The 20,908-nt window shown below is 68.1% G+C and carries 22 protein-coding genes and 1 tRNA gene; 9 read left to right on the top strand and 14 right to left on the bottom strand.

Annotation, left to right across the window (positions count from 1 at the left end; genetic code table 11):
- The first annotated feature begins 2 nt into the window (after positions 1-2).
- Positions 3-845, top strand: a complete 843-nt coding sequence (locus ACTJKH_RS02705) for an exodeoxyribonuclease III (protein ID WP_440735657.1) — start codon at positions 3-5, stop codon at positions 843-845.
- 17 nt (positions 846-862) lie between these two features.
- Here the strand turns inward: ACTJKH_RS02705 and ACTJKH_RS02700 are convergent, their stop codons facing one another.
- Positions 863-1,186, bottom strand: a complete 324-nt coding sequence (locus ACTJKH_RS02700; RefSeq protein WP_440735656.1) for a hypothetical protein — start codon at positions 1,184-1,186, stop codon at positions 863-865.
- 57 nt (positions 1,187-1,243) lie between these two features.
- Here ACTJKH_RS02700 and trpS point away from each other — a divergent pair, with 57 nt between their 5' ends.
- A complete protein-coding gene (gene trpS, locus ACTJKH_RS02695) occupies positions 1,244-2,248 on the top strand; it encodes a tryptophan--tRNA ligase (RefSeq protein ID WP_210098474.1) in 1,005 nt (334 codons plus the stop codon).
- A gap of 21 nt (positions 2,249-2,269) precedes the next feature.
- On the top strand, positions 2,270-3,082 hold the full coding sequence (locus tag ACTJKH_RS02690; protein ID WP_440735655.1) for a hypothetical protein: 813 nt from the start codon (positions 2,270-2,272) through the stop codon (positions 3,080-3,082).
- A 40-nt stretch (positions 3,083-3,122) separates the two neighbouring features.
- Here the strand turns inward: ACTJKH_RS02690 and pth are convergent, their stop codons facing one another.
- On the bottom strand, positions 3,123-3,704 hold the full coding sequence (pth, locus tag ACTJKH_RS02685) for an aminoacyl-tRNA hydrolase (protein ID WP_210098475.1): 582 nt from the start codon (positions 3,702-3,704) through the stop codon (positions 3,123-3,125).
- A gap of 119 nt (positions 3,705-3,823) precedes the next feature.
- Positions 3,824-4,432 (bottom strand): 50S ribosomal protein L25/general stress protein Ctc, encoded by a 609-nt coding sequence (locus ACTJKH_RS02680; protein WP_440735654.1) that lies wholly within the window; start codon positions 4,430-4,432, stop codon positions 3,824-3,826.
- A 223-nt stretch (positions 4,433-4,655) separates the two neighbouring features.
- Here ACTJKH_RS02680 and ACTJKH_RS02675 point away from each other — a divergent pair, with 223 nt between their 5' ends.
- The gene (locus tag ACTJKH_RS02675; protein WP_259161935.1) at positions 4,656-4,781 is read left to right on the top strand and encodes a hypothetical protein; all 126 of its coding nucleotides are present in this window, start codon (positions 4,656-4,658) and stop codon (positions 4,779-4,781) included.
- Between the two features lie 121 nt (positions 4,782-4,902).
- Positions 4,903-6,351 (top strand): NADP-dependent phosphogluconate dehydrogenase, encoded by a 1,449-nt coding sequence (gene gndA, locus ACTJKH_RS02670; RefSeq protein WP_440735653.1) that lies wholly within the window; start codon positions 4,903-4,905, stop codon positions 6,349-6,351.
- A gap of 66 nt (positions 6,352-6,417) precedes the next feature.
- Here the strand turns inward: gndA and ACTJKH_RS02665 are convergent, their stop codons facing one another.
- Together ACTJKH_RS02665 and ACTJKH_RS02660 are read right to left on the bottom strand one after the other, a co-directional pair.
- The gene (locus tag ACTJKH_RS02665) at positions 6,418-7,143 is read right to left on the bottom strand and encodes an ABC transporter ATP-binding protein (RefSeq protein ID WP_440735652.1); all 726 of its coding nucleotides are present in this window, start codon (positions 7,141-7,143) and stop codon (positions 6,418-6,420) included.
- A gap of 40 nt (positions 7,144-7,183) precedes the next feature.
- Positions 7,184-8,656, bottom strand: coding sequence for an ABC transporter permease (locus tag ACTJKH_RS02660; protein ID WP_440735651.1), 1,473 nt, complete (start codon positions 8,654-8,656; stop codon positions 7,184-7,186).
- A 164-nt stretch (positions 8,657-8,820) separates the two neighbouring features.
- Between ACTJKH_RS02660 and ACTJKH_RS02655 the strand changes: the two genes are divergently transcribed.
- Both ACTJKH_RS02655 and ACTJKH_RS02650 read left to right on the top strand, forming a co-directional pair.
- Positions 8,821-9,549, top strand: coding sequence for a response regulator transcription factor (locus ACTJKH_RS02655; RefSeq protein WP_210098480.1), 729 nt, complete (start codon positions 8,821-8,823; stop codon positions 9,547-9,549).
- 26 nt (positions 9,550-9,575) lie between these two features.
- Positions 9,576-11,045 (top strand): sensor histidine kinase, encoded by a 1,470-nt coding sequence (locus ACTJKH_RS02650; protein WP_440735650.1) that lies wholly within the window; start codon positions 9,576-9,578, stop codon positions 11,043-11,045.
- Positions 11,046-11,080: 35 nt separating this feature from the next.
- Here the strand turns inward: ACTJKH_RS02650 and ACTJKH_RS02645 are convergent, their stop codons facing one another.
- The 6 genes from ACTJKH_RS02645 to ACTJKH_RS02620 form a co-directional block, all read right to left on the bottom strand.
- Entirely contained in the window at positions 11,081-12,655 is a 1,575-nt protein-coding gene (locus tag ACTJKH_RS02645) for a flavodoxin reductase (RefSeq protein ID WP_440735649.1), read from the bottom strand.
- A gap of 28 nt (positions 12,656-12,683) precedes the next feature.
- The gene (locus ACTJKH_RS02640) at positions 12,684-13,541 is read right to left on the bottom strand and encodes an FAD:protein FMN transferase (RefSeq protein ID WP_440735648.1); all 858 of its coding nucleotides are present in this window, start codon (positions 13,539-13,541) and stop codon (positions 12,684-12,686) included.
- Positions 13,542-13,557: 16 nt separating this feature from the next.
- Positions 13,558-14,025 carry an FMN-binding protein gene (locus ACTJKH_RS02635; RefSeq protein ID WP_440735647.1) on the bottom strand — a complete coding sequence of 156 codons (468 nt, stop codon included), beginning with the start codon at positions 14,023-14,025 and terminating at the stop codon, positions 13,558-13,560.
- 85 nt (positions 14,026-14,110) lie between these two features.
- Positions 14,111-15,145, bottom strand: coding sequence for a ribose-phosphate diphosphokinase (locus ACTJKH_RS02630; protein WP_440735646.1), 1,035 nt, complete (start codon positions 15,143-15,145; stop codon positions 14,111-14,113).
- Between the two features lie 9 nt (positions 15,146-15,154).
- Positions 15,155-16,585: a bifunctional UDP-N-acetylglucosamine diphosphorylase/glucosamine-1-phosphate N-acetyltransferase GlmU gene (gene glmU, locus ACTJKH_RS02625; protein WP_440735645.1), complete on the bottom strand. Its 1,431-nt coding sequence runs from the start codon at positions 16,583-16,585 to the stop codon at positions 15,155-15,157.
- Between the two features lies 1 nt (position 16,586).
- Positions 16,587-16,658, bottom strand: a tRNA-Gln gene (locus ACTJKH_RS02620).
- 71 nt (positions 16,659-16,729) lie between these two features.
- On the opposite strand from ACTJKH_RS02620, the gene ACTJKH_RS02615 reads away from it, so the two are divergent.
- Together ACTJKH_RS02615 and ACTJKH_RS02610 are read left to right on the top strand one after the other, a co-directional pair.
- Positions 16,730-17,224 (top strand): MarR family winged helix-turn-helix transcriptional regulator, encoded by a 495-nt coding sequence (locus ACTJKH_RS02615; RefSeq protein WP_210098487.1) that lies wholly within the window; start codon positions 16,730-16,732, stop codon positions 17,222-17,224.
- A gap of 18 nt (positions 17,225-17,242) precedes the next feature.
- Positions 17,243-18,166: a pseudouridine synthase gene (locus tag ACTJKH_RS02610; RefSeq protein ID WP_440735744.1), complete on the top strand. Its 924-nt coding sequence runs from the start codon at positions 17,243-17,245 to the stop codon at positions 18,164-18,166.
- Here the strand turns inward: ACTJKH_RS02610 and ACTJKH_RS02605 are convergent.
- The 3 genes from ACTJKH_RS02605 to ACTJKH_RS02595 form a co-directional block, all read right to left on the bottom strand.
- Positions 18,153-18,812: a methionine ABC transporter permease gene (locus ACTJKH_RS02605; protein ID WP_210098488.1), complete on the bottom strand. Its 660-nt coding sequence runs from the start codon at positions 18,810-18,812 to the stop codon at positions 18,153-18,155. The genes ACTJKH_RS02610 and ACTJKH_RS02605 overlap by 14 nt on opposite strands.
- On the bottom strand, positions 18,812-19,855 hold the full coding sequence (locus tag ACTJKH_RS02600; protein WP_440735644.1) for a methionine ABC transporter ATP-binding protein: 1,044 nt from the start codon (positions 19,853-19,855) through the stop codon (positions 18,812-18,814). The genes ACTJKH_RS02605 and ACTJKH_RS02600 overlap by 1 nt, the downstream gene beginning before the upstream one ends.
- 97 nt (positions 19,856-19,952) lie before the next feature.
- Complete coding sequence (locus ACTJKH_RS02595) at positions 19,953-20,873, bottom strand: MetQ/NlpA family ABC transporter substrate-binding protein (RefSeq protein ID WP_440735643.1); 921 nt, start codon at positions 20,871-20,873, stop codon at positions 19,953-19,955.
- Positions 20,874-20,908: the final 35 nt, after the last annotated feature.

The raw sequence follows: 20,908 nt of genomic DNA, 5'->3' as shown, positions 1-20,908 counted from the left end.
TCATGCCTCATCTGCGTATCGCCTCGGTCAATGTCAACGGAATCCGAGCGGCGGCTCGCAACGGCATGAGCGGCTGGCTCGATGCGGCCGACGTCGACATCCTCACACTTCAGGAGGTCCGCGGTCAGGACGAGCATCTCGAGGCCGCCCTCCCCGGCTGGACGTTCGTACACGACGAGGCCACGGCCAAGGGCCGTGCCGGTGTGGCGATCGCGAGCCGTACTCCTGCCCTGGCCACCCGCACCGACTTCGGCGACCCCGACTTCGATTCGAAGGGCCGCTGGATCGAAGCCGACTTCCTGATCGGCGACCGCCCACTCACGGTGGTCAGCGCCTACGTGCACAGCGGCGAGGCCGACACTCCCAAGCAGGACGAGAAGTGGAAGTTCCTCGACGCGTTCGGTGTGCGGTTGGCCGAACTCGGCCACGACGACGACGCGCTCGCCCTGGTCACCGGCGACCTGAACGTCGGGCACCGCGAACTCGACATCAAGAACTGGCGCGGCAACCGCAAGAAGGCCGGCTTCCTGCCCCGCGAACGCGGGTACTTCGACCGGTTCCTCGGTGCAGCCGGCGAGACCGTCGAAGGCGTCGACGGCTCCACCGGCACCGGACTCGGCTGGGTCGACGTCGGACGAGCCTTCCACGGCGAGGTCGAGGGTCCGTACACCTGGTGGTCGATGCGCGGACAGGCGTTCGACAACGACTCCGGCTGGCGCATCGACTATCACCTCGCCACGCCGTCGCTCGCAGAGCGCGCCACCGCTTACCATGTGGCTCGTGCGGCCGCCTACGACCAGCGGTGGAGCGACCACGCGCCGGTCGTCGTCGACTACACCTACTGAGAGCGCCCCGGCGGGCGTCAGGCGGTGAGAAGCGACACGACCAGCACGGCCGCCACCGCGAGGTATCCGAGCATGCACCACAGGTAGGCCGATCCCCGGCGTGCACGAGGAAGAACGAGCGGAAGCGCCACGGCGAGAAGCAACCCGGTGCCGAGCGCGAGCACGGTGCCGAAGATCAGTCCGTACCCGTGCGGATCAGCCGATGCCGACCCGAACCGGCTGCTCAGAGCCACCCAGACGAGAGCCACGAAGGGGATGCCGAAGAAGACGGCCAGCACCAGCCCGATGATCCGGGTGATCGCCTCACCCCGTGTCATGGGGTCCGCAGAGCGACTCGTCATGAGGCGAGTCTGCCCGGCGGGCTCACCGACCACCACCGCCCGCATAGGATTGATACCGTGACGAAACCTCGCCTCTACTCAGGAATGCAGCCCTCCGCCGACTCTCTGCAGATCGGCAACTACATCGGGGCACTCCTGCAGTGGCGGGACCTGCAGAGTTCCTACGACGCCTACTTCTCGGTGGTCGACCTGCACGCGCTCACCGTCGCGCAGGACCCGGCAGAGCTCCGCGAGAAGACGCGACGCACCGCCGCCCAGTACATCGCCGCAGGCATCGAGCCGTCGCTGTCGACGCTCTACGTGCAGTCGCACGTGCGCGCCCACGCCGAGCTCGCCTGGATCCTCTCCACCATCACCGGTTTCGGCGAGGCCGGACGGATGACGCAGTTCAAGGACAAGTCGGCGCGATACGGCGCCGACGCCACGAGCGTCGGCCTGTTCACCTATCCCGTGCTGATGGCTGCCGACATCCTGCTCTATCAGACCGACGTCGTTCCGGTCGGTGACGACCAGAAGCAGCACGTCGAGCTCACCCGCGATCTGGCCGAGCGCTTCAACTCGCGCTTCGGTGAGACGTTCGTCGTGCCGCGCCCGGTCATCCAGAAGGACACCGCGCGCATCTACGATCTGCAGAACCCGACCTCGAAGATGTCGAAGTCTGCCGAGAGCGACGCGGGCGTGCTCTGGATGCTCGACGATCCCGCCAAGTCGGCGAAGAAGATCATGCGCGCGGTGACCGACAACGAAGGCTCGGTGCGCTTCGACCGCGAGAACAAGCCGGGCGTCTCCAACCTGCTGACCATCTACGCCGCCCTGTCCGGGCGCCAGGTCGCCTCGATCGAAGACGAGTACGCGGGTCGCGGGTACGGTGACTTCAAGAAGGGGCTCGCCGAGGTCGTGGTGAACGAGTTCGAGCCGGTCCGGGCTCGCGCACTCGAGCTCTTGGATGACCCGGCCGAACTCGATCGGATCCTCGCGGCCAACGCCGCCAGGGCGGATGCCGTCGCCGATGCGACCCTCGCCGCGGTGTACGACCGGGTCGGACTGCTTCGTCGCGTCTGACAGCGGCCCTAGGATGGGGGCGTGACTGATCCGCAGCTGCCCCCGTCCGGTGCCGTTCCTCCCGTGCCCCCCGCACCCGAGCCCGCCGCCCCGCAGCCGCCCGTCGCACCGCCCGCAGGCGCGCCGGCACCGCCGACGTATACGCCGGCGCCGCCCGCATACCCGCAGGCTCCGCCCGCGTCCGAGCCGACACCTCCCGCGTACCCGCAGGCTCCCCCGACGACCGAACAGGCACCGCCGGCTGTCCCGCAGGCTCCCCCGGCATACCAGCAGGCGCCTCCGACCTATCAGCCGGCATCGCCCGCCTACCAGCAGGCTCCCCCGGCGTACCAGCAATCACCTCCGGCGTACCAGGTCGGCGCGCCGGCTCCGCAGGCCGCCCCTCCCGGCGCCTACCAGGTACCAGTGGGCGGGTATGCGGCTCCGTCAGGCAGCTACCAGACGCCGCCGACCGAGCAGAAACGTTCAGGACTTCTCGGCATCCTCGCTCTGGTCTTCGCGATCATCGCCGCCGTGGTCACGCCGATCATCGCCGGTGCCGCCGGGTTCGAGATCGGCCACCGGATTCCCGGCGGGCTCGACACGACGGATCCCGACTTCCTCTCGATCCTCTCCCCCGCACGCGATCAGGTGCTGTGGGCCGAGATCGCGTTCTGGACCGGCACCATCCTCGGCATCGCGGCGATCGTGATCGGCATCGTCGGCATCCGCAAGAAGCAGGGGCGCGGCGCGGGCATCGCGGCTCTCGTGGTCGCCGTGCTCGGTCCGATCTTCTTCTGGGTCGTGTTGCTGGTGACGATCTCGGCGGGTACCGCGGCGGGTTTCCTGCCCTAGCTGCAGCACCTCGCGGCAGACGCCGTCGCTCCGGCGTGGATCAGCGCGGAGCGTGGTGCTTCTGCTGCGCGGCCAGCAGCCCTTCGGCGACCAGGAGCTCGACGGCATCCGCCGCATCCGACACGAGGATCGGCAGGTTCGCGCGCTCGTCCTTGCCGAAGGGCGAGAGCACCCAGTCAGCCGGATCCTGGCGTCCGACCGGTCGGCCGATGCCGACGCGCACTCGGGGGAAGTCGGGAGTGGTGATCGCGCGGGCGATGTCGCGGACCCCGTTGTGCCCTCCGTGGCCGCCGCCCGTCTTGAGCTTGACGGTGTCGAAAGGGATGTCGAGCTCGTCGTGCACGACGATGATCTGCTCGGGCGGCACCGAGTAGAACCGTGCCAGCGCGGCGACCGGGGTACCGGAGACGTTCATGAAGGTGTTCGGCTTGGCGAGAACGAGCTTGTCGCCCCCGGGGCGCAGCCAGGTCTCGACGACGCGAGCCCCGCCCTTGTGTTCGCGGAAGCTCTCTCCACGCCGCGATGCGAGCTCGTCGATCACCATCTGACCGATGTTGTGCCTCGTCGCCTCGTATCGCGGGCCGGGGTTGCCGAGCCCCACCACGAGCCAGGTGGATGCCATGTCCTCGTCCTCTCGGATGCGGGCACCGTGCGGTTCCCGGGTCAGAATACGACAGAGGGGGCGCGATCTGCTCGCGCCCCCTCTGTGATGCAGTCAGCTGTGAGCTGCGCCTGCGGAGATCACTCCGCGGCGGGCTCCTCTTCGGCAGGAGCCTCGTCGGCTCCGGCCTCGTCCTCTTCGAGCGACTCCTCGGCCGGGATCGCGATCGCGACGACGAGCACCTCGGGGTCGGTCAGCAGCGTCGAGCCCTTGGGGAGCGTGACGTCGGCGGCCGTGATGTGCGCGCCCTCTTCGAGACCCTCGACCGAGACCTCGACGTTCTGCGGGAGGTGCGTGGCCTCTGCCTCGATCGACAGGGTGTTCGCGTCCTGGTTGACGATCGTGCCGGGAGCCGGCTCACCGGTGACGATGACGGGAACGTCGATCGCGACCTTCTCGCCCTTCTTCACGACGAGCAGGTCGATGTGCTCGATGATCTGGTGCACGGGGTCCTTCTGGACGTCCTTGACCAGGGCGAGCTGGGCCTTGCCCTCGATGTCGAGCTCGAGCAGCGCGTTGGCGCGGCGGATGATGAGCGAGACCTGGTGGCCCGGCAGTGCGACGTGCACGGGCTCGGTGCCGTGACCGTAGATGACGGCGGGGATCTTGCCTGCAGCGCGCAGACGACGGGCGAAGCCCTTGCCGAAGCTCTCGCGGAGCTCGGCCTTGACCTTGGTGTCTTCAGACATGGGGTTCTCCTTCGGGACACGCAGCGACAGCTACGCGGTGGTCTTGGAATTGTTCTCGAACGCAGACACGTGAGGAAAGCCACCGGGCTTGCTTCGCCGCGTCGATAACGGATGCCAGCGCACGCGCGGAAGCATCCCTCGCCGAGGTACTCCTCTCATGGTACCGGATGAGCCGGTAGGCTGAGGACACCGATTCCCTCTCTGCAGAACACGGAGTTCCCTCATGCTCGACGGCGTCTTCTTCTCCCACGCGATCGCCTGGCTCATCGGTGCGATGACCGTGTGCGCCGCCGGATTCACCTTCGCCGCGCTGTTCATGCTCGGCCGCTCGGGCTACCGCAAGGACTGATCAGTCCGGATCGGGGATCATCGTCGGGCAGCGATGCGCCGTCCGGCGACACACGGGAGCAGCACCCCGTGGGCCGCGATAATCTGGATGCATCCCTTTCTTCTCGATCTAGGAGCCATCTGTGCCCGAAGCATCAGCGAACATCGGAGTCGTCGGACTCGCCGTCATGGGGTCGAACCTCGCCCGCAACCTCGCCAGCCGCGAGGGCAACACGGTGGCGATCTTCAACCGCAGCTACGAGAAGACCGAGACCCTCGTCTCCGAGCACCCTGAGGCCGGCTTCATCCCGGCCACGACGTACCAGGAGTTCGCAGACTCGCTCCAGAAGCCGCGCACCGCGATCATCATGGTCAAGGCCGGCCGCCCCACGGATGCCGTGATCGACGCGCTCGTCGAGGTCTTCGAGCCGGGCGACATCATCGTCGACGGCGGCAACGCCTACTTCCCCGACACCATCCGCCGCGAGAAGGCCGTCCGCGAGACCGGCATCAACTTCGTCGGCGCCGGAATCTCCGGTGGCGAAGAGGGCGCACTCACCGGCCCCTCGATCATGCCCGGCGGCTCGGACGAGTCCTGGATCACCCTCGGCCCGATCCTGAAGTCGATCGCCGCGGTCGCCGAGGGCGAGCCGTGCGTCACGCACGTCGGCCACGACGGCGCCGGCCACTTCGTCAAGATGGTGCACAACGGCATCGAGTACGCCGACATGCAGCTGATCGCCGAAGCCTACGACCTCATCCGCCGCGGTACGGGCAAGTCCCCCGCCGAGATCGCCGAGATCTTCGCCGAGTGGAACAAGGGCGAGCTCGAGTCGTACCTGATCGAGATCACCGCCGAGGTGCTACGCCAGGTCGATGCCGAGACCGGCAAGCCGCTCGTCGACGTCATCCTCGACCAGGCCGGCGCCAAGGGCACCGGCGCATGGACCGTGCAGACCGCGCTGTCGCTCGGTGTTCCCGTCTCGGGCATCGCCGAGGCCACGTTCGCCCGCTCGCTGTCGTCGCACCCCGAGCAGCGCGAGGTCGCCGGTTCTCTCCCCGGTCCCGACGACGCGTTCACCGTCACCGACGAGGCCGCCTTCATCGAAGACGTGCGTCTCGCGCTCTACGCCTCGAAGATCGTCGCCTACTCGCAGGGCTTCGACGAGATCCGTGCGGGTGCGGCCGAGTACGGCTGGAACATCGACCTCGGCGCGATCAGCAAGATCTGGCGCGGCGGCTGCATCATCCGCGCCCAGTTCCTCAACCGCATCGCCGACGCGTACGCCGCAGAGCCGGGCCTTCCCGTGCTGCTGACGGCTCCGTACTTCACCGAGGCCATCACCCGCGCACAGGCGCCGTGGCGTCGCGTCGTGGTCGCGGCTGCGCAGGCCGGCATCCCGGCCCCGGCGTTCTCGTCGTCGCTGTCGTACTACGACGGCATCCGCGCCGACCGCCTCCCCGCTGCACTCGTGCAGGGCCAGCGTGACTTCTTCGGTGCGCACACCTACAAGCGCATCGACAAGCCGGGCACCTTCCACACGCAGTGGTCGGGCGACCGTACCGAGATCGAAGCCGAAGACACGCACTGAGCGCGTCCGAGACATGACGAAGACCCCGGCGATCGCCGGGGCCTTCGTCGTCTCATGTGCCGTCCGTCACCTCGTGATGTCCTGCACCGTGCCCTTCGTGAGCCTGAGCCGTCGCGTCGCCCGGCGTGCGACGGCCGAGTCGTGCGTGACGACGATCATCGTGATGCCCTCGGCGCACAGCCCTTCGAGCAGGGTGAGGATCTCGTCGCGCATGCTCTCATCGAGGTTGCCCGTCGGCTCGTCGGCGAGCAGCACGCGAGGGCGCTTCACGATCGCCCTCGCGATCGCCACGCGCTGCTGCTGACCGCCGGAGAGCTCGGTCGGCAGGTGGTCTCCGCGGTCGTCGAGACCGACGTGGGCGAGCGCCTCGACGACGCGCGCAGCCCGCTCGGCGCGGGTCAGATCGGTGGGCTCCAACGCCATGTTCACATTCTCGGCGGCCGTCAGCGTCGGGATCAGGTTGAACCCCTGGAAGACGAAGCCGATCTCCTCGGCGCGGATCCGACTCAGTTCCCGCGCGGATGCCGAGGCCAGCTCGATGTCGCCGAGCTTCAGCGAACCGGACGACGGCTTGTCGAGCGCGCCGAGCATCTGCAGCAGGGTCGACTTACCTCCTCCCGTCGGGCCCTGGATCGTGACGAACTCGCCCGGGTCGATCGTCAGGTCGACGCCCGTGAGCGCCTTCACCGTGCGCCCCTTCTGCGTGTAGGTGCGGGTGACATCCTGCGCGCGGTGCAGCGGCGCCGTGGCGTCCGTGCCGTTCGCGGCAGGAGCGATATCTGCGATGGTCATGTCCGTGTCTCCTTGTCTGTGACGTGTGTTCGCGAGTCCGTCAGGCGACGGAACGCAGTGCCTCGGCCGGGCTCAATCGCGCCGCCCGCCATCCGCCGAACGCTCCGGCGACGAGGCCGCCGAGCACGGCGAGGCCGACCGCGGCAACGAGCACCCACGGGGTGAACGGCGCCTGAAGCACGATGTCGGCCGCCTGCTGCGTCTGGAACATGCCGCCGCCTCCCGTGGGGCCGCCACCCATTCCTCCGGGGCCGCCTTCCGCGTTGCCTGCGGCTGCAGCGGCGACCGTCGGCTTCACGAGGTTGATGACGACGATCCCGGCGATTCCGAGCACCAGGCCGACGGCGCCGCCGATCAGGCCCTGCACCATCGACTCACCGGCGACCTGGCGCACGACGCGCCCGTTCGACCAGCCGATCGCCTTGAGCGTGCCGAACTCGCGGGTGCGGCGAGAGACGCCCGACAGCGTGAGCAGCACCGAGAGCAGCACCGCCACCGCGAGGACGATGATCGAGAGCCAGGTTCCGAGGTTCGTGATCAGCGACGTCGCGCTCGAGAGCGAACCCGAGACGGTCGAGGCGAGCTCGGACTGCGACGTGATCGTGGCATCCGGGAGCTCGTCGCTGAGTGCCGCTTGCACCGCGTCGATGGATGCCGCGGACTCGGCCTGCACGTACACGGTCGAGATGACGTCACCCGCGCCCGAGAGCTCCTGGGCCGTATCGAGGGGCAGGTACACGTTGGCCGCGGTGTCGGCGGAATCGGACGTGGATGCCACGATGCCGACGACCTCGACATCGGAGCCTGCGACGTCGATCGTGTCGCCGACGGTGATCTCGTTCGTGGTCGCGTAGGTCGCGTCGACCAGGGCGACGAGCGCCCCGGAGTCATCGCTGTCGAGAGCACGGCCGTCGCTGACCGCGACAGAGGCGAGGGGCCCGACGGAGGTCACGGCGGGGTCGATGCCGAGGACCGTGAACGAGTCGACGCCGAACGAACCGCCGCCGGCACCGTCCGTGCCGCCCTGAGGAGGAGCCTGACCCTCGGTCGGTGCGGTGCCCTCGGTCGCGCCGTCCTGTGCGCCGAACCCGCCGCTGGGGAGCTCACCCGAGAACGTCGAGTTGGTGAGGCTGAGTGCTGCGGATGCCGCAGTGACCCCATCCGTCGAGGTCACGGTGTCGAGCACGGACGACTCGAGCGTTCCGCGCATGAAGTCCGTCATCAGTGTCGACTGGCTGAGCGTCGTCGTGTCGCCCTCCGTGGCGCCGTCGTCAGAGCCGAAGTCGAAGCGCTGTCCGCCTCCCTCCCCCGGTTCCGCCGCGGCACCCGTGACGGTGAGGTCGGTGCCGACGCCGTAGACGGATTCCAGCGCCTGCGCCTGCGCGTCGCGCACACCCGCCGTGAGGGCGTTGACGATGATCACCAGGGCGATCGCGATCGCCAGTCCGATCGCGACGATCCACGTCTGTTTCTTGCGGCCCGCCAACTCTCGCCGCAGATATGTCCCGTACATGTGTCTCCTTCCGCCGCGCCGTTCGCGGGCCGATCATGACGCTAAGAAGCGGAGTTTTGCGAGATCGAGGGACGAGTGATGAGAAACCTATGCGGCGAGAACCTCACAGGAGACGCATAGCGCGCTCCATAGAAACCCCATAGGTGATTCCGCAGAATGTACTCATGAGCACCGATCTCCCCGAACTGCGCCGCCCCGACGGCTCGCCCCTGCGCATCCTCGCCGTCGATGACGAGCAGATGCTCACCGATCTGCTCGCGATGGCTCTGCGCATGGAGGGCTGGGAGGTGCGCACCGCGTCCTCCGGCCTCGAGGCTCTGCAGGTCGCGCGCGAGTTCGAGCCGGATGCCCTCGTCCTCGACATCATGATGCCCGACCTCGACGGCATGGCCGTGCTGCGCCGCCTCCGTGAGGCGGGCAGCCTCGTGCCCGTGCTCTTCCTCACCGCGAAGGATGCCGTGGGCGACCGGGTCGCCGGCCTCACCGCCGGCGGAGACGACTACGTCACGAAGCCGTTCAGCCTCGAGGAGGTCATCGCTCGCCTGCGGGCGATCATCCGCCGCACGGGCCACGCGACCGCCGACGACGGCCAGTCGATCCTCCGCGTCGCCGACCTCACGCTCAATGAGGACAGCCACGAGGTCGTCCGCGACGGCACCGAGATCGAACTGACCGCGACCGAGTTCGAACTGCTCCGCTACCTCATGCGCAACGAGCGACGGGTGCTCTCGAAGGCGCAGATCCTCGACCGCGTCTGGAGTTACGACTTCGGCGGCAAGTCCTCGGTCGTCGAGCTGTACATCTCGTACCTGCGCAAGAAGATCGACGCCGGACGCACACCCCTGCTGCACACGGTGCGAGGCGTCGGATACATGATCAAGGCGCCTCAGTGAGCAACACGGGGATGACCCGACGGCCGATGAGTCTGCAGACCCGGCTGATGACGGCCGTGATCGGGTTCGTCTCGATCATCCTCGTGATCGTCGCCGTGATCACCAGCGCGACGCTCGGCGCGACCCTGGAACGCCAACTGGAAGATCGACTGAACGGCTATTCCCTCGACGTCGCGAAGCTGGTGAGCCGGGTGCCGGCCCAGATCGCGACCATCGACTACGTCGTCGACGGCACAAACCCTGTGCCCGGCATTCTGCTCGCCGTGTCCAGCTCCGAAGGCGGCACCGGCGGGGTCGTCTTCCCCGATACGAAGGGACAATGGAGTGGAGTGTCTCAGACGCTGACGAGCGCCGACCTCGACCGCATCGATGCGGCGCTCGGCGGGCGCGCGAGCGCTACCGTGACCTTGGACGACTTCGGTTCGTATCTCGTCGTCGTGAGGCAGGCCCCCAACGGAGTGAACGTCGTGACGGGCCTGCCCCGCACCGAGATCCAGAACCAGTTGGCGACTCTTCTCACCGTGATCGCTCTGGCGACCATCGGCGGATTGATCCTCCTCGCGCTCACGACGGCGATCACGATCCGCGTCGGACTCAGACCGCTGAGGGCGGTGGCTGCGACCGCCACGCGCGTCGCGAACCAGCCGCTGGACCGAGGCGAAGTGCAGATCACCGAACGCGTGCCGGCAGCCGAAGCCGACCCTCGTACCGAGACCGGTCTCGTGGGGGCGTCGCTCAATACCCTCCTCGACCATGTGAACACCTCGCTGGCCGCCCGCCAGAAGAACGAGGAGCGGATGCGGCGGTTCGTCGCCGATGCGAGCCACGAGCTGCGCACGCCGCTGTCGTCGATCCGCGGATACTCCGAGCTGTCGCTGCGCGCTCTGAAGCAGCAGGGCGGGGAGGCGGCGATCGAGGGCACCACGACGTCGCTCGAGCGCATCCAGGCCCAGTCGCTGCGGATGACCCGCCTCGTCGAGGATCTGCTCCTGCTCGCCCGTCTCGACGAGGGTCGGGAGCTCGTGTACGGCACGGTCGACCTGACCCAGCTCGCCCTGGAGGGGCTCTCCGACGCTCGTCCGACCGCTGTGGACCACCACTGGAACATCGAAGCGCCGGACGAGCCCATCGTCATCGTCGGCGACGCCGGACGGATGCACCAGGTCGTCGCGAACCTCCTCGCCAACGCCAGGACGCACACCCCCGCCGGAACGTCGATCACCCTCAGTGTCGCCCGCGAAGGCGACGAGGCCGTGCTGCGGGTGCACGACAACGGGCCGGGCATCGACCCCGGAGTGCGCGACGAGCTCTTCGCCCGGTTCGCCCGAGGAGACAGCTCACGAGCCCGTCAGACCGGAGGAACCGGCCTCGGCCTCGCCATCGCGAAGGCGATCGTCGAGGGTCACGGCGGTCACATCACCGTAGCCAGCGAACCCGGCGACACGACCTTCACCGTGCGCATCCCGGTCAGCCCCGCTGCGGGCGCAACCGACTGACGTCACGGCCTGATCGCGCGTACCTCCCGCCCGTCTCAGTAGCCGGCGAAGGCGTCCGTCGTGAGGGAGCGGGCCTTCTGCAGGGCAGGGGCGAGGTCGGCGATCAGCCGCGGTGGGCCTGAGATGAACGAGTGACGCGTGGCCAGATCGGGCACGTAGCGCTCGAGGTGCTCCGCGTCGAGGCGCGCTCCCTGAGCCCAGGTCCAGTGGGCGGGAAGATCCGCAGGCTCGTCGCGGGTGAAGACGATCACACGGGCTCCGGTGGCGGCCAGCTCGTCGCGGAAGGCGAGCTCGGAGCTGTCGGATGCCACATAGACGAGCACCACGTCGCGCTGCTGCGCGGTGACCTGAAGCTGACGCAGCTGTGACACGAAGGGCGTCACACCGATGCCCGCGGCCACCATCAGCACCGGCGTCTCGGCGCGAGGGAGCAGGAAGTCGCCCCAGGTGCCGGTCACCGCGAGCGCGGCCCCGGGCTCTGCTGCGGCCAGAGCGCGCTTGTAGCTCGATGGATGCTTCTGATCGCCGTTCTTGTAGGCGATGCGCAGCGTCGGCAGGTCGGCCGGAGCCGAGACGATGCTGAACTCACGACGGGTGCCTCGTGCATCCGGTCGGTGGTGCGGCACGTCGAGTTCGAGGTACTGACCGGGGAGGAAGCGCACCTTCCCCTTCGCGCGGAACGTCAGCTCCTGCGCGGTCGGGGTGATGAACTGCCGCTTCTCGAGCACGAGGCGCACGGATCCCCGCAGGGCGAAGGCGAAGGCCAGCAGGTTGCCGATGAGCAGGGCGCGCTCCTGGCCGAGCGTGAAGAGCCCGGCCACCTCGATCGGCCAGCCGGCGAGGATGCCGACGAGGGCGGCGACCGAGAACTGCTGCCAGCGCCGTGGCGGCAGCGTGAGGGGCTCCGACAGCATGAACGCGCCCAGGAACAGGAACGGTGACTGCAGCACCGCGAACGAGAGCGCGGATCCGAGGTCGAACGCGATCGCGAACTCCTGCGCCTGCACCGCCTGCCGCAGCACCGACACGGCGATCGCGACGACGAGGAAGATCACGACGATCCGCACCTTCTCGGTGCGCCACAGCACGGCGAGTCCGAGGATCGCCACGGGGATGAAGAGCGACGGCGTGCCCACCCACCACGACGAAGACGTGCCGAGCCACTCGAAGGCCCCGAACGAGCCGAGGATCGACACGACGGCGGCACCGAAGGCCGCCGGGTTGAGGATGTGGCGTCCGCGCCATGCGATCAGGTACTTCGACAGGCTCGCGACGGCGCCGGCGATCGCGAGTCCGAGCAGTGCTGTCGGTTCGAGCCCCGGCCTGAGCACGAAGAGCAGAATGAGCGCAGTGACGAGCGACGATTCGATGCGCCAGGGCAGACTCAGGATGCGCTGAGCCACCGCATCCACCAGCGAGATCACCACCGCGAGCACGACGAACGACGCGACGATCTCGAGAGGTGTCGGCGAGACGATCACGCCCAGCGCCGACAGCACGAGGGCGATGAGCGCGAGGGCCGCGAGGGAGAACAGCACCAGGCGGTACATCGACATGCCGCCGAGCAGTGCGAGCACGCGCTGCCGGAGGGCGGTGAGGGAGGTGATCACGGGTCTACTCTTCCCTAGTTCTGACGGGTCAGGGGCGTGCGGTGAACAGTTGTGCGGGGCATCCGGGCGAGCGTTCTGCGCGGCCGTCGGTCGACATTCGCACCCACTCCACTCCCCAGGATGCGGCGAGCTCAGGCCCGCCGTCGAAGAACAGGGCGGTGGCGACGGCATCCGCTCTCATCGCATCGGGCGCGATGGCCCAGGTCGCCGCCCAGGTGCGCACGGGGATTCCGGTGCGGGCGTCGAGCACATGGTGGAGTCCTTCGCCCCATGCGCGGCGGTTGACCGCCGAGGCGCACAGAGCCGCATCCTGCAGCTCGATGACGCCGATCGCCTTGGTCGCGTCATACGGATGCTCGAGACCGATGCGCACCGCGCTTCCCCGCACCCGCATGTCACCGCCCGCGTCGACGACGAGGTCGCCCGGCACGTGGGCGAGCGTCTCGGACACGAGGTCGACGAGGCGGCCCTTGCCGAGTGCGCCGACGTCGAGGAGCACCGGATCGGATGCCATGGCCTCCCCCGCCGTCCAGCGGAGGCGTTGCGTCCAGCCGGCCGGCGCTGCGACCGGATCGCCGGCGATGAGCGAGTACGACGCGTCATAGCCGAGCGCTGAGAGGCTGTCGGCGACGAGCGGATTGACCGCGCCTGCGGTCGCCTGAGAGAGCTCTCGATAGGCATCGAGCATCGCTCCGGCATCCGGCGACGAGATGGATCCGCCGTCGCGTCCGACGCGGGTGACCGCGGAGTCCTCCCGGAACCGGGACCACTCCCGATCGAACCGAGAGATCTCGGCGACGACGAGCTGTCGTTCGTCGGCGCCGAGCTCAGCCGATGTCTCGATCTCCCAGGTCGTGCCGATCGCGTCGAAGCGCCAGATCGCCATGGCCGTGTCAGGCGCCTCAGGCGGCGGCCTGCTCCTTGATCGAGTCGACGGCCTCGTTGAACCCGCCGCTCGTGAGCGACGAGCCGGCGACGCGGCTGACGTTCAGGTCGTCGAGCGACTTGCCGACGACCTCATCCGAGATGCCGTCGATGAACTGTCCCTGGTACTGCTCGGTCTCGCGGGCCTTGGGGTCGCCCGTCACCTCGACCTCGGTCACGACGCCGTCGGCGATCGTGAGGGTCACGCTGATGGATTCGACGGTCTCAGGCGTCTGGTACGAGCCGTCGGCCGTATAGGTGCCGTCGGTGTAGTCGCCGGTCGATGCTCCCGAATCGGTCGACCCGGTGCTCGTGCCGCTGCCGGTGTCGGTGGACTGGTCTTCGGCGTCGGCCGTGCCGGAGCATCCTGCGAGGACGAAGAGTCCTGCGATTCCGGCGAGGGCTGCGCCCTTGCGAACAGAAGTCGGTACAGTCGTGCGGATCATGATGGTCCTCCCGGCCTTGATCGGTGTGTTGATTCGACCGTAGGGACAGCATCTATGTGCGGGCTGTGCCCGATATATGGGTCGCCTACGCGTCTCCGCCGAACATGCTCGTGACGGATCCGTCCTCGAAGACCTCGTGGATCGCGCGAGCCAGCAGCGGGGCGATCGGCAGGATCGTCAGCTTGTCCCAGCGACGCGACTCGGTCAGGGGGATCGTGTCGGTGATGACGACCTCGTCGATCGAGGCGTCCTGCAGACGCTCGGATGCCGGGTCGCTGAAGATCGCGTGCGTCGCCGCGACGATCACGCGGTGCGCGCCGTTCGCCTTGAGCGCCTGCGCGGCCTTCACGATGGTGCCGCCGGTGTCGATCATGTCGTCGACGAGAAGGCAGGTGCGTCCTTCGACGGCACCCACGATCTCGTGCACGGAGACCTGGTTGGCGACCTTCGGGTCGCGGCGCTTGTGGATGATGGCCAGCGGCGCTCCGAGGCTGTCGGACCACGTGTCGGCGACGCGGACGCGACCCATGTCGGGCGAGACGACGGTGAGGATCTTGCGGTCCTCGGCGCTCAGCGTGCGCTGGAAGTAATCCAGCAGCACGGGCTTCGCGAACAGGTGATCGACGGGACCGTCGAAGAAGCCCTGGATCTGCGCGGCGTGCAGGTCGACGCTCATCACGCGGTCTGCGCCCGCGGTCTTGAGCAGGTCGGCGACCAGTCGGGCGCTGATCGGCTCGCGGCCACGGCCCTTCTTGTCCTGACGCGAATACGGATAGTACGGGGCGACGACCGTGATGCGCTTGGCCGATGCGCGCTTCGCGGCGTCGATCATGATCAGCGTCTCCATGAGCCACTCGTTGACCGGCTCACCGAAGGTCTGGATGAGGAAGAGGTCGCAGCCTCGGATCGACACCTCGAATCGGGCGTAGATCTCCCCGGATGCGAACGTCCTGTGCTCGGTCGGCACCACCTCGGTGCCGAGGGATGCAGCCACCGCAGCGGTCAGCTCGGGGTGCGAACGGCCGCCTGCGACGACGAGCCGCTTCTTGGTCTTGGCGACGAGTCCGGGGGCGATGCCGTTGTCCCGGTCCAGATCGACAGTCTTCTTCTTGCGCGCCATCGTTTTCGCCTATTCCGCCACTCGGGATCGGGCTGCGGCGTCTGCCGCACCCGTGCCTGCCCTGTTCTTCTCGACCCAACCCTCGATGTTGCGCTGAGGGGCGACGCTCATGGCAAGGGAACCGGCGGGGACGTCCTTGCGGACCACGGCGCCGGCACCTGTCTTGGCGCCTGCTCCCAGCCTAACGGGCGCGACGAGGGTCGTGTGCGAGCCGGTGTGCACCTCGTCCTCGACCACGGTGCGGTGCTTGTTCACGTCGTCGTAGTTCGCCGTGATGGTGCTCGCACCGAGGTTGACGCCGCGGCCGATCGTCGCATCGCCCACGTACGACAGGTGCGGGACCTTGCTGCCCTCGCCGATCTCGGCGTTCTTCGTCTCGACGTACGCGCCGATCTTGCCCCTGGCGCCGAGCACGGTGCCGGGGCGGAGGAACGAGAAGGGGCCGACCGTGGCCTCGGCGCCGATGACGGCGAGTGTGGCGTCGGTACGGCGGACGATCGCGTCCGCACCCACCTCGCAGTCGACGAGCGTCGTGTCCGGGCCGATGATCGCGCCCTCTGCGATCGTCGTGGCACGCAGGATGTGCGTGTTCGGGAGGACCGTGACGTCGGGCGCGAGCGTCGCGTCGTCGTCGATCCAGGTGGTCGTCGGGTCGATGACCGTGACCCCCTCGAGCTGCCAGCGGCGCACGATGCGCCGGTTGAGCAGACGACCGACCTCGGCGAGCTGGGCGCGGTCGTTGACGCCGAAGGTGACGGTGACGTCGGAGACGACGGACGCGGCCACCCGGCTGCCGTCACGGCGGAGGAGCCCCGGCACATCGGTCAGGTACATCTCGCCCTGCGCGTTGTCGACACCGACCGAGGGAAGGTACCTGCGCAGCGTGCCGATCCGGAACACGTACATGCCCGCATTGATCTCACGGACGCTCGCCTCGTCGGCGCTCGCGTCCTTCTGCTCGACGATGCGGTCGACGCCGCCGTCCGCATCGCGGATGACGCGGCCGTAGCCGGTCGGGTCGTCGACGACGGCGGTCATCAGCGTGGCTTCCGCGTCGGCGTCGCGGTGGGCATCGAGGAACGACCGCAGCGTGTCGGCATCCGCGAGGGGGCAGTCGCCCGAGAGCACGAGGACGTCGCCGTCGAACTCGGCGGGCAGTGCGTCGACCGCGACCTGGACGGCGCGTCCGGTGCCGGGGACCTCGTCCTGGTCGATGAAGATCGCGTCCGGGTAGTCGGCGGTGAGCGCCGCGACGACCTGGTCTCGTTCGTGTCGCACGACGACCTCGACGTGCTCGGCGCCGAGGCGACCGGCGGTCGTCAGAACGTGCCCCACGAGTGGTCGCCCCGCGATCGGATGCAGCACCTTGGGCAGGCGCGAGCGCATGCGGGTTCCCTGGCCTGCGGCGAGGATGATGATGGCGAGATTGTTCCCAGTCATGCTCCGCCGCCAGGACTCGAACCTAGACCTAACAGCTCCAAAGGCTGTCGTGCTGCCATTACACCACGGCGGACCGCGGCCCCCGAGAGAGCCGCGGGTCAAGTCTGCCACGTCCGCCTGCGTGCTACCGGCGATAATGGACGGATGACTGAGGCGGATGAGGTTGATCGGATCGTCGGCGCCTGGAACACCCAGCGCCCCGACCTCGACTTCTCACCCCTCGAGGTGCTGTCGCGGATGGACCGGCTGACCCGGCTGCTCGATCGCGCCCGTCGCGACGTGTTCCGCCGCAGCGATCTGGAGGCCTGGGAGTGGGACGTGCTGTCGGCGCTGCGCCGGGCGGGCGCGCCCTTCCAGCTCTCCCCCAAACAGCTGCTCCAGCAGACGCTGGTCTCCAGCGGCACCATGACCAATCGCATCGACCGGCTGGTCGGACGACGTTTCGTGAGGCGCGAGGACGATCCGGCCGACGGACGCAGCGTCCTCGTCACGCTCACGGACGACGGACGCATCCGAGTGGATGCCGCGATCACGCGGCTCGTCGACGTCGAGGACGACCTGCTGCGGGCTCTCTCCCGCGGCGATCGGGACCGTCTCGCCGCGCTGCTGCGCAAGCTGAGCCTGAGCTTCGACGCGTGAGGTTCTGACGACATGGCGATGCTCTCCCCTCTTCCGGTGCGCGACGGCGTCGGCGCGACGCGCCTGCACGTCCCGATGAGCGGCGAATGGCCGACCGTCGGGGCGTACATGATCGAGCGCTTCTTCCACCTCGATCCGGAGGGGCTGCTCAGCCGCTTCGATCGAGGAGAGATCGTGGCTCGCGACGGCACTCCCCTGGCTCGTGACACGCCCCTGGGCGTCGAGGAGTTCATCTGGTACTACCGCGACCCCCCTGTCGAGACCCGGCTCCCCGTCGAGATCGAGGTCATCCATCAGGACGACGACCTGGTCGTCATCGACAAGCCGCACTTCCTGCCGACCATCCCCGGTGGGAAGTTCCTGCAGAACTCCGCGCTGATCCGCCTCCGCAACCTGCTGGGCAACGACGAGCTCGCGCCGATCCACCGCCTCGACCGGGCGACCGCCGGGGTGCTCATGTTCTCGGCGCGCCCGCAGACCAGGGCGCCCTACCAGCTGCTGTTCGAGACCAGGCAGGTGCGGAAGGTCTACGAGGCCGTCTCCGCCCGACCGGACGACTGGGACGCGTCGCGATTCCCCCTCGTGTACCGCAACCACATCGTGAAGCTCCGCAACGAGCTGAAGGTGCAGGTCGACGACGAGCGGGAGCCGAACGCCGAGACGGCGATCGAGGTGATCGACGCCGACGAGCGCGTCGTGCACACCCTGCTGCGCCCGCACAGCGGCAAGATGCATCAGCTGCGGGTGCACCTCGCCGCACTCGGCCTCGGCATCCTGAACGACCCGTTCTACCCCGAACTCCGTGGCGAGCGACCGGACGACTTCGCCCACCCGATGCAGCTGCTCGCCCGAGAACTGCACTTCGTGGATCCGCTGAGCGGCGCGCCGCGGATGTTCTCCACGACGCGCACGCTGCAGGAAGCGCCCGTCAGCGGCGCATGATCTTGCGTGCGAGCCTCGTTCCGAGGATCTGCACGAGGTGCACGAACACCACGATCAGCACGATGGCCGTCCACATGACGACAGGCTCGAACTGCCGGAAGCCGTAGATCTGGGCGAACGCGCCGAGCCCGCCGCCGCCGATGAGACCGGCCATCGCCGTCATGTCGATGAGCGCCACCACGATGAAGGTGTAGCCCAGGATGAGCGGCCCGAGCGACTCGGGGATCGCGACGGTAAAGAGGATGCGCCACGGGCCGGCACCCATGGCACGAGCGGCCTCGATCACGCCCGGCGAGACCGACACGAGGTGCTGCTCGACGATGCGTCCGATCGCGAAAGCGGCCGCCAGAGCGATCATGAATGCCCCGGCGGTCGTGCCGATGCCCGTTCCGACCACGACACGAGCAAGAGGCTGGGCGACCGCCACGAACAGCACGAACGGGATCGGCCGGAAGAAGTTGACTCCGAGGTTCGCGATGACCGCGACCGCCCGGTTCTGCGCGAGTCCTCCCGGCCGGGTGACGTAGAGGATCACACCGATCGCGAGGCCGAGGATGCCGCCGAGCACGAGCGCGAACGACGTCATGTACAGGGTCTCGAGCGCGGCCTTCCACAGCTCGGGCCACAGTTCGTTCAGACGGTCCATCAGCGCGCCTCCTCTCCGGCGATCTCGGTCACTTCGACACGTTCGCCGATTCCTGCGAGCGTGCGGTCGACGACCGCATCCTCGCCGCGGATCGCGAGCGTGAGGTGCCCGAAGGCCCGCCCGCGGATGTCATTGATGCCGCCGTACACGAGCTCGAAGTCGAGCCCCGCGGCGGCGAGGTCGAGGAAGACCTGCGCCTGCGACGAGTCGCCGTCGCGGAACGAGAAGGTGACGAGGCGCCCCCGGTGGCGCTCGCGCAGCACGGACAGCTCGGACGGCGACGGGATGCCCTTCACGACCGTGCCGACGAAGCGCTGCGACGCGGGGTTCTGCGGGGCCGAGAAGACGTCGAACACGTCACCCTGCTCGATCACCCGACCGTTCTCCATGACTGCGACCTTGGTGGCGATAGTCTGGATGACGTCCATCTCGTGCGTGATGACCACGATCGTGACACCCTGCTCCCGGTTGACACGTTTGAGGAGGTCGAGCACCTCGTGCGTGGTCTGCGGGTCGAGCGCACTGGTGGCCTCGTCGGCGAGCAGGATCGCGGGGCCGGTGGCGAGAGCACGGGCGATGCCGACGCGCTGCTTCTGTCCACCCGAAAGCTGCTCGGGGTACGCCTTGGCCTTGTCCGCCAGGCCGACGAAGCTGAGCAGCTCGGTGACGCGAGCCTCGATATCGGCCTTCGACCAGCCGGCGAGTTTGAGCGGATAGGCGATGTTCGCCTTGACACTGCGTGAGGCGAACAGGTTGAACTGCTGGAAGATCATGCCGATCCCGCCGCGCACCTTGCGCAGCTCGCTCTCCTTGAGCGCCGTGATGTCGACGTCGTCGACCGTGATGGTGCCGCTCGTCGCCGGCTCGAGGGCGTTGATCAGGCGCACGAGGGTCGACTTGCCCGCACCGGAGTATCCGATGATGCCGAAGACATCGCCCTTCTCGATCGAGAGGGTGACGTCGTCGACGGCCACGACCTCTGCGTCATCACGCGTGCGGGAGGGGTATGCCTTGGACACGTTGGTCAGGCTCACGATGGGCATTGTGCTGCTCCGGTGGGTGTCGGGAGACGACGAATCGGGTGACGCGCGATGCGCCACCCGATTCTCGCATCAGTCGGCAGTGATCCTCCCGACAGACCTATTTCTTGTCTGCGGCGTCCTTCTGAACCTTCGCGAGCGACTCGACCAGATCCGCCACCGGAACCTGGAGGGGAACCGCGACATCGCCGGACGACTCCTGAAGGCCCGCCTGCACGTCCTCGTTCGTCTGGAAGATCTCGACCAGCTTGAGGTACGTCTCGTTGTCGGCATCCTCGGCGCGGGCGGCGAAGATGTTCACGTACGGCAGCGCACTGGCATCCTCAGGGTCATCCTGTGCGATCGCGTCATCGAACGACAGGCCTGCGTCCTCGACGAAGTCGTTGTTGATGATCGCCGCGGCCACGTCGGGCAGCGAAGTCGGGATCAACGCGGCCTCGAGCGCGGTGATCTTGACCTTGGACTTCTCGGTGTCGACCTGCGCCAGGTCGGAGTAAGGCGTGCCGCCATCCTTCAGCTCCACCAGACCGGCCTGCTGCAGCACGTTGAGCGCGCGCGCCTGATTGGACGCGTCGTCCGGAACGGCGACGGTCTCGCCCTTGGGGATGTCTTCGACATCGTCGTACTTCTGCGAGTACAAACCCAGCGGGTAGATCGCGGTGGAGCCGATCGGCGTCAGGTCAGAGCCCGAGGCGTTGTTGTACTCGGCGAGGTAGACGATGTGCTGGAACTGGTTGAGGTCGATCTCACCTTCGGTCAGAGCGGGGTTCGGCTGCTCGTAGGAGCCGAAGTCGACGAGTTCGACCGTGATGCCCTCGTCAGCGGCCGCCTCCACGAAGGGAGCCCACTGGGCGTCACCCTTGCTGACGACTCCGACCTTGACGGTCTCGTTCTCGGAGTCACCGCCGCCGGAGCCTGCCTCGGAGGATGCCGTCGCGCAGCCTGCGAGCGCGACGAAGAGCGGGACCGCGGCGAGCGCGGCGATGACGGATGTGGTCCGACGGGATGCTGTGATGGACATGAGTGTTCGGGTTCCTCTCTTGGGGGACTCGAATA

Source organism: Microbacterium sp. 22215, assembly GCF_052045655.1.
Lineage (GTDB): Bacteria > Actinomycetota > Actinomycetes > Actinomycetales > Microbacteriaceae > Microbacterium > Microbacterium phyllosphaerae.
This window is presented reverse-complemented; position numbering and strand designations above follow the sequence as displayed.

Bases quoted from the DNA above. Each gene is read 5' to 3' on its own strand.
- pth (WP_210098475.1), bottom strand. From the start codon at position 3,704: ATGGCATCCACCTGGCTCGTGGTGGGGCTCGGCAACCCCGGCCCGCGA.
- ACTJKH_RS02655 (WP_210098480.1), top strand. From the start codon at position 8,821: ATGAGCACCGATCTCCCCGAACTGCGCCGCCCCGACGGCTCGCCCCTG.
- ACTJKH_RS02595 (WP_440735643.1), bottom strand. From the start codon at position 20,873: ATGTCCATCACAGCATCCCGTCGGACCACATCCGTCATCGCCGCGCTC.
- ACTJKH_RS02680 (WP_440735654.1), bottom strand. From the start codon at position 4,432: ATGTCTGAAGACACCAAGGTCAAGGCCGAGCTCCGCGAGAGCTTCGGC.
- glmU (WP_440735645.1), bottom strand. From the start codon at position 16,585: ATGACTGGGAACAATCTCGCCATCATCATCCTCGCCGCAGGCCAGGGA.
- ACTJKH_RS02705 (WP_440735657.1), top strand. From the start codon at position 3: ATGCCTCATCTGCGTATCGCCTCGGTCAATGTCAACGGAATCCGAGCG.
- ACTJKH_RS02675 (WP_259161935.1), top strand. From the start codon at position 4,656: ATGCTCGACGGCGTCTTCTTCTCCCACGCGATCGCCTGGCTCATCGGT.
- ACTJKH_RS02700 (WP_440735656.1), bottom strand. From the start codon at position 1,186: ATGACGAGTCGCTCTGCGGACCCCATGACACGGGGTGAGGCGATCACC.
- ACTJKH_RS02615 (WP_210098487.1), top strand. From the start codon at position 16,730: ATGACTGAGGCGGATGAGGTTGATCGGATCGTCGGCGCCTGGAACACC.
- ACTJKH_RS02635 (WP_440735647.1), bottom strand. From the start codon at position 14,025: ATGATCCGCACGACTGTACCGACTTCTGTTCGCAAGGGCGCAGCCCTC.
- ACTJKH_RS02665 (WP_440735652.1), bottom strand. From the start codon at position 7,143: ATGACCATCGCAGATATCGCTCCTGCCGCGAACGGCACGGACGCCACG.
- ACTJKH_RS02605 (WP_210098488.1), bottom strand. From the start codon at position 18,812: ATGGACCGTCTGAACGAACTGTGGCCCGAGCTGTGGAAGGCCGCGCTC.
- ACTJKH_RS02640 (WP_440735648.1), bottom strand. From the start codon at position 13,541: ATGGCGATCTGGCGCTTCGACGCGATCGGCACGACCTGGGAGATCGAG.
- ACTJKH_RS02650 (WP_440735650.1), top strand. From the start codon at position 9,576: ATGAGTCTGCAGACCCGGCTGATGACGGCCGTGATCGGGTTCGTCTCG.
- ACTJKH_RS02630 (WP_440735646.1), bottom strand. From the start codon at position 15,145: ATGGCGCGCAAGAAGAAGACTGTCGATCTGGACCGGGACAACGGCATC.
- ACTJKH_RS02600 (WP_440735644.1), bottom strand. From the start codon at position 19,855: ATGCCCATCGTGAGCCTGACCAACGTGTCCAAGGCATACCCCTCCCGC.
- ACTJKH_RS02660 (WP_440735651.1), bottom strand. From the start codon at position 8,656: ATGTACGGGACATATCTGCGGCGAGAGTTGGCGGGCCGCAAGAAACAG.
- ACTJKH_RS02610 (WP_440735744.1), top strand. From the start codon at position 17,243: ATGCTCTCCCCTCTTCCGGTGCGCGACGGCGTCGGCGCGACGCGCCTG.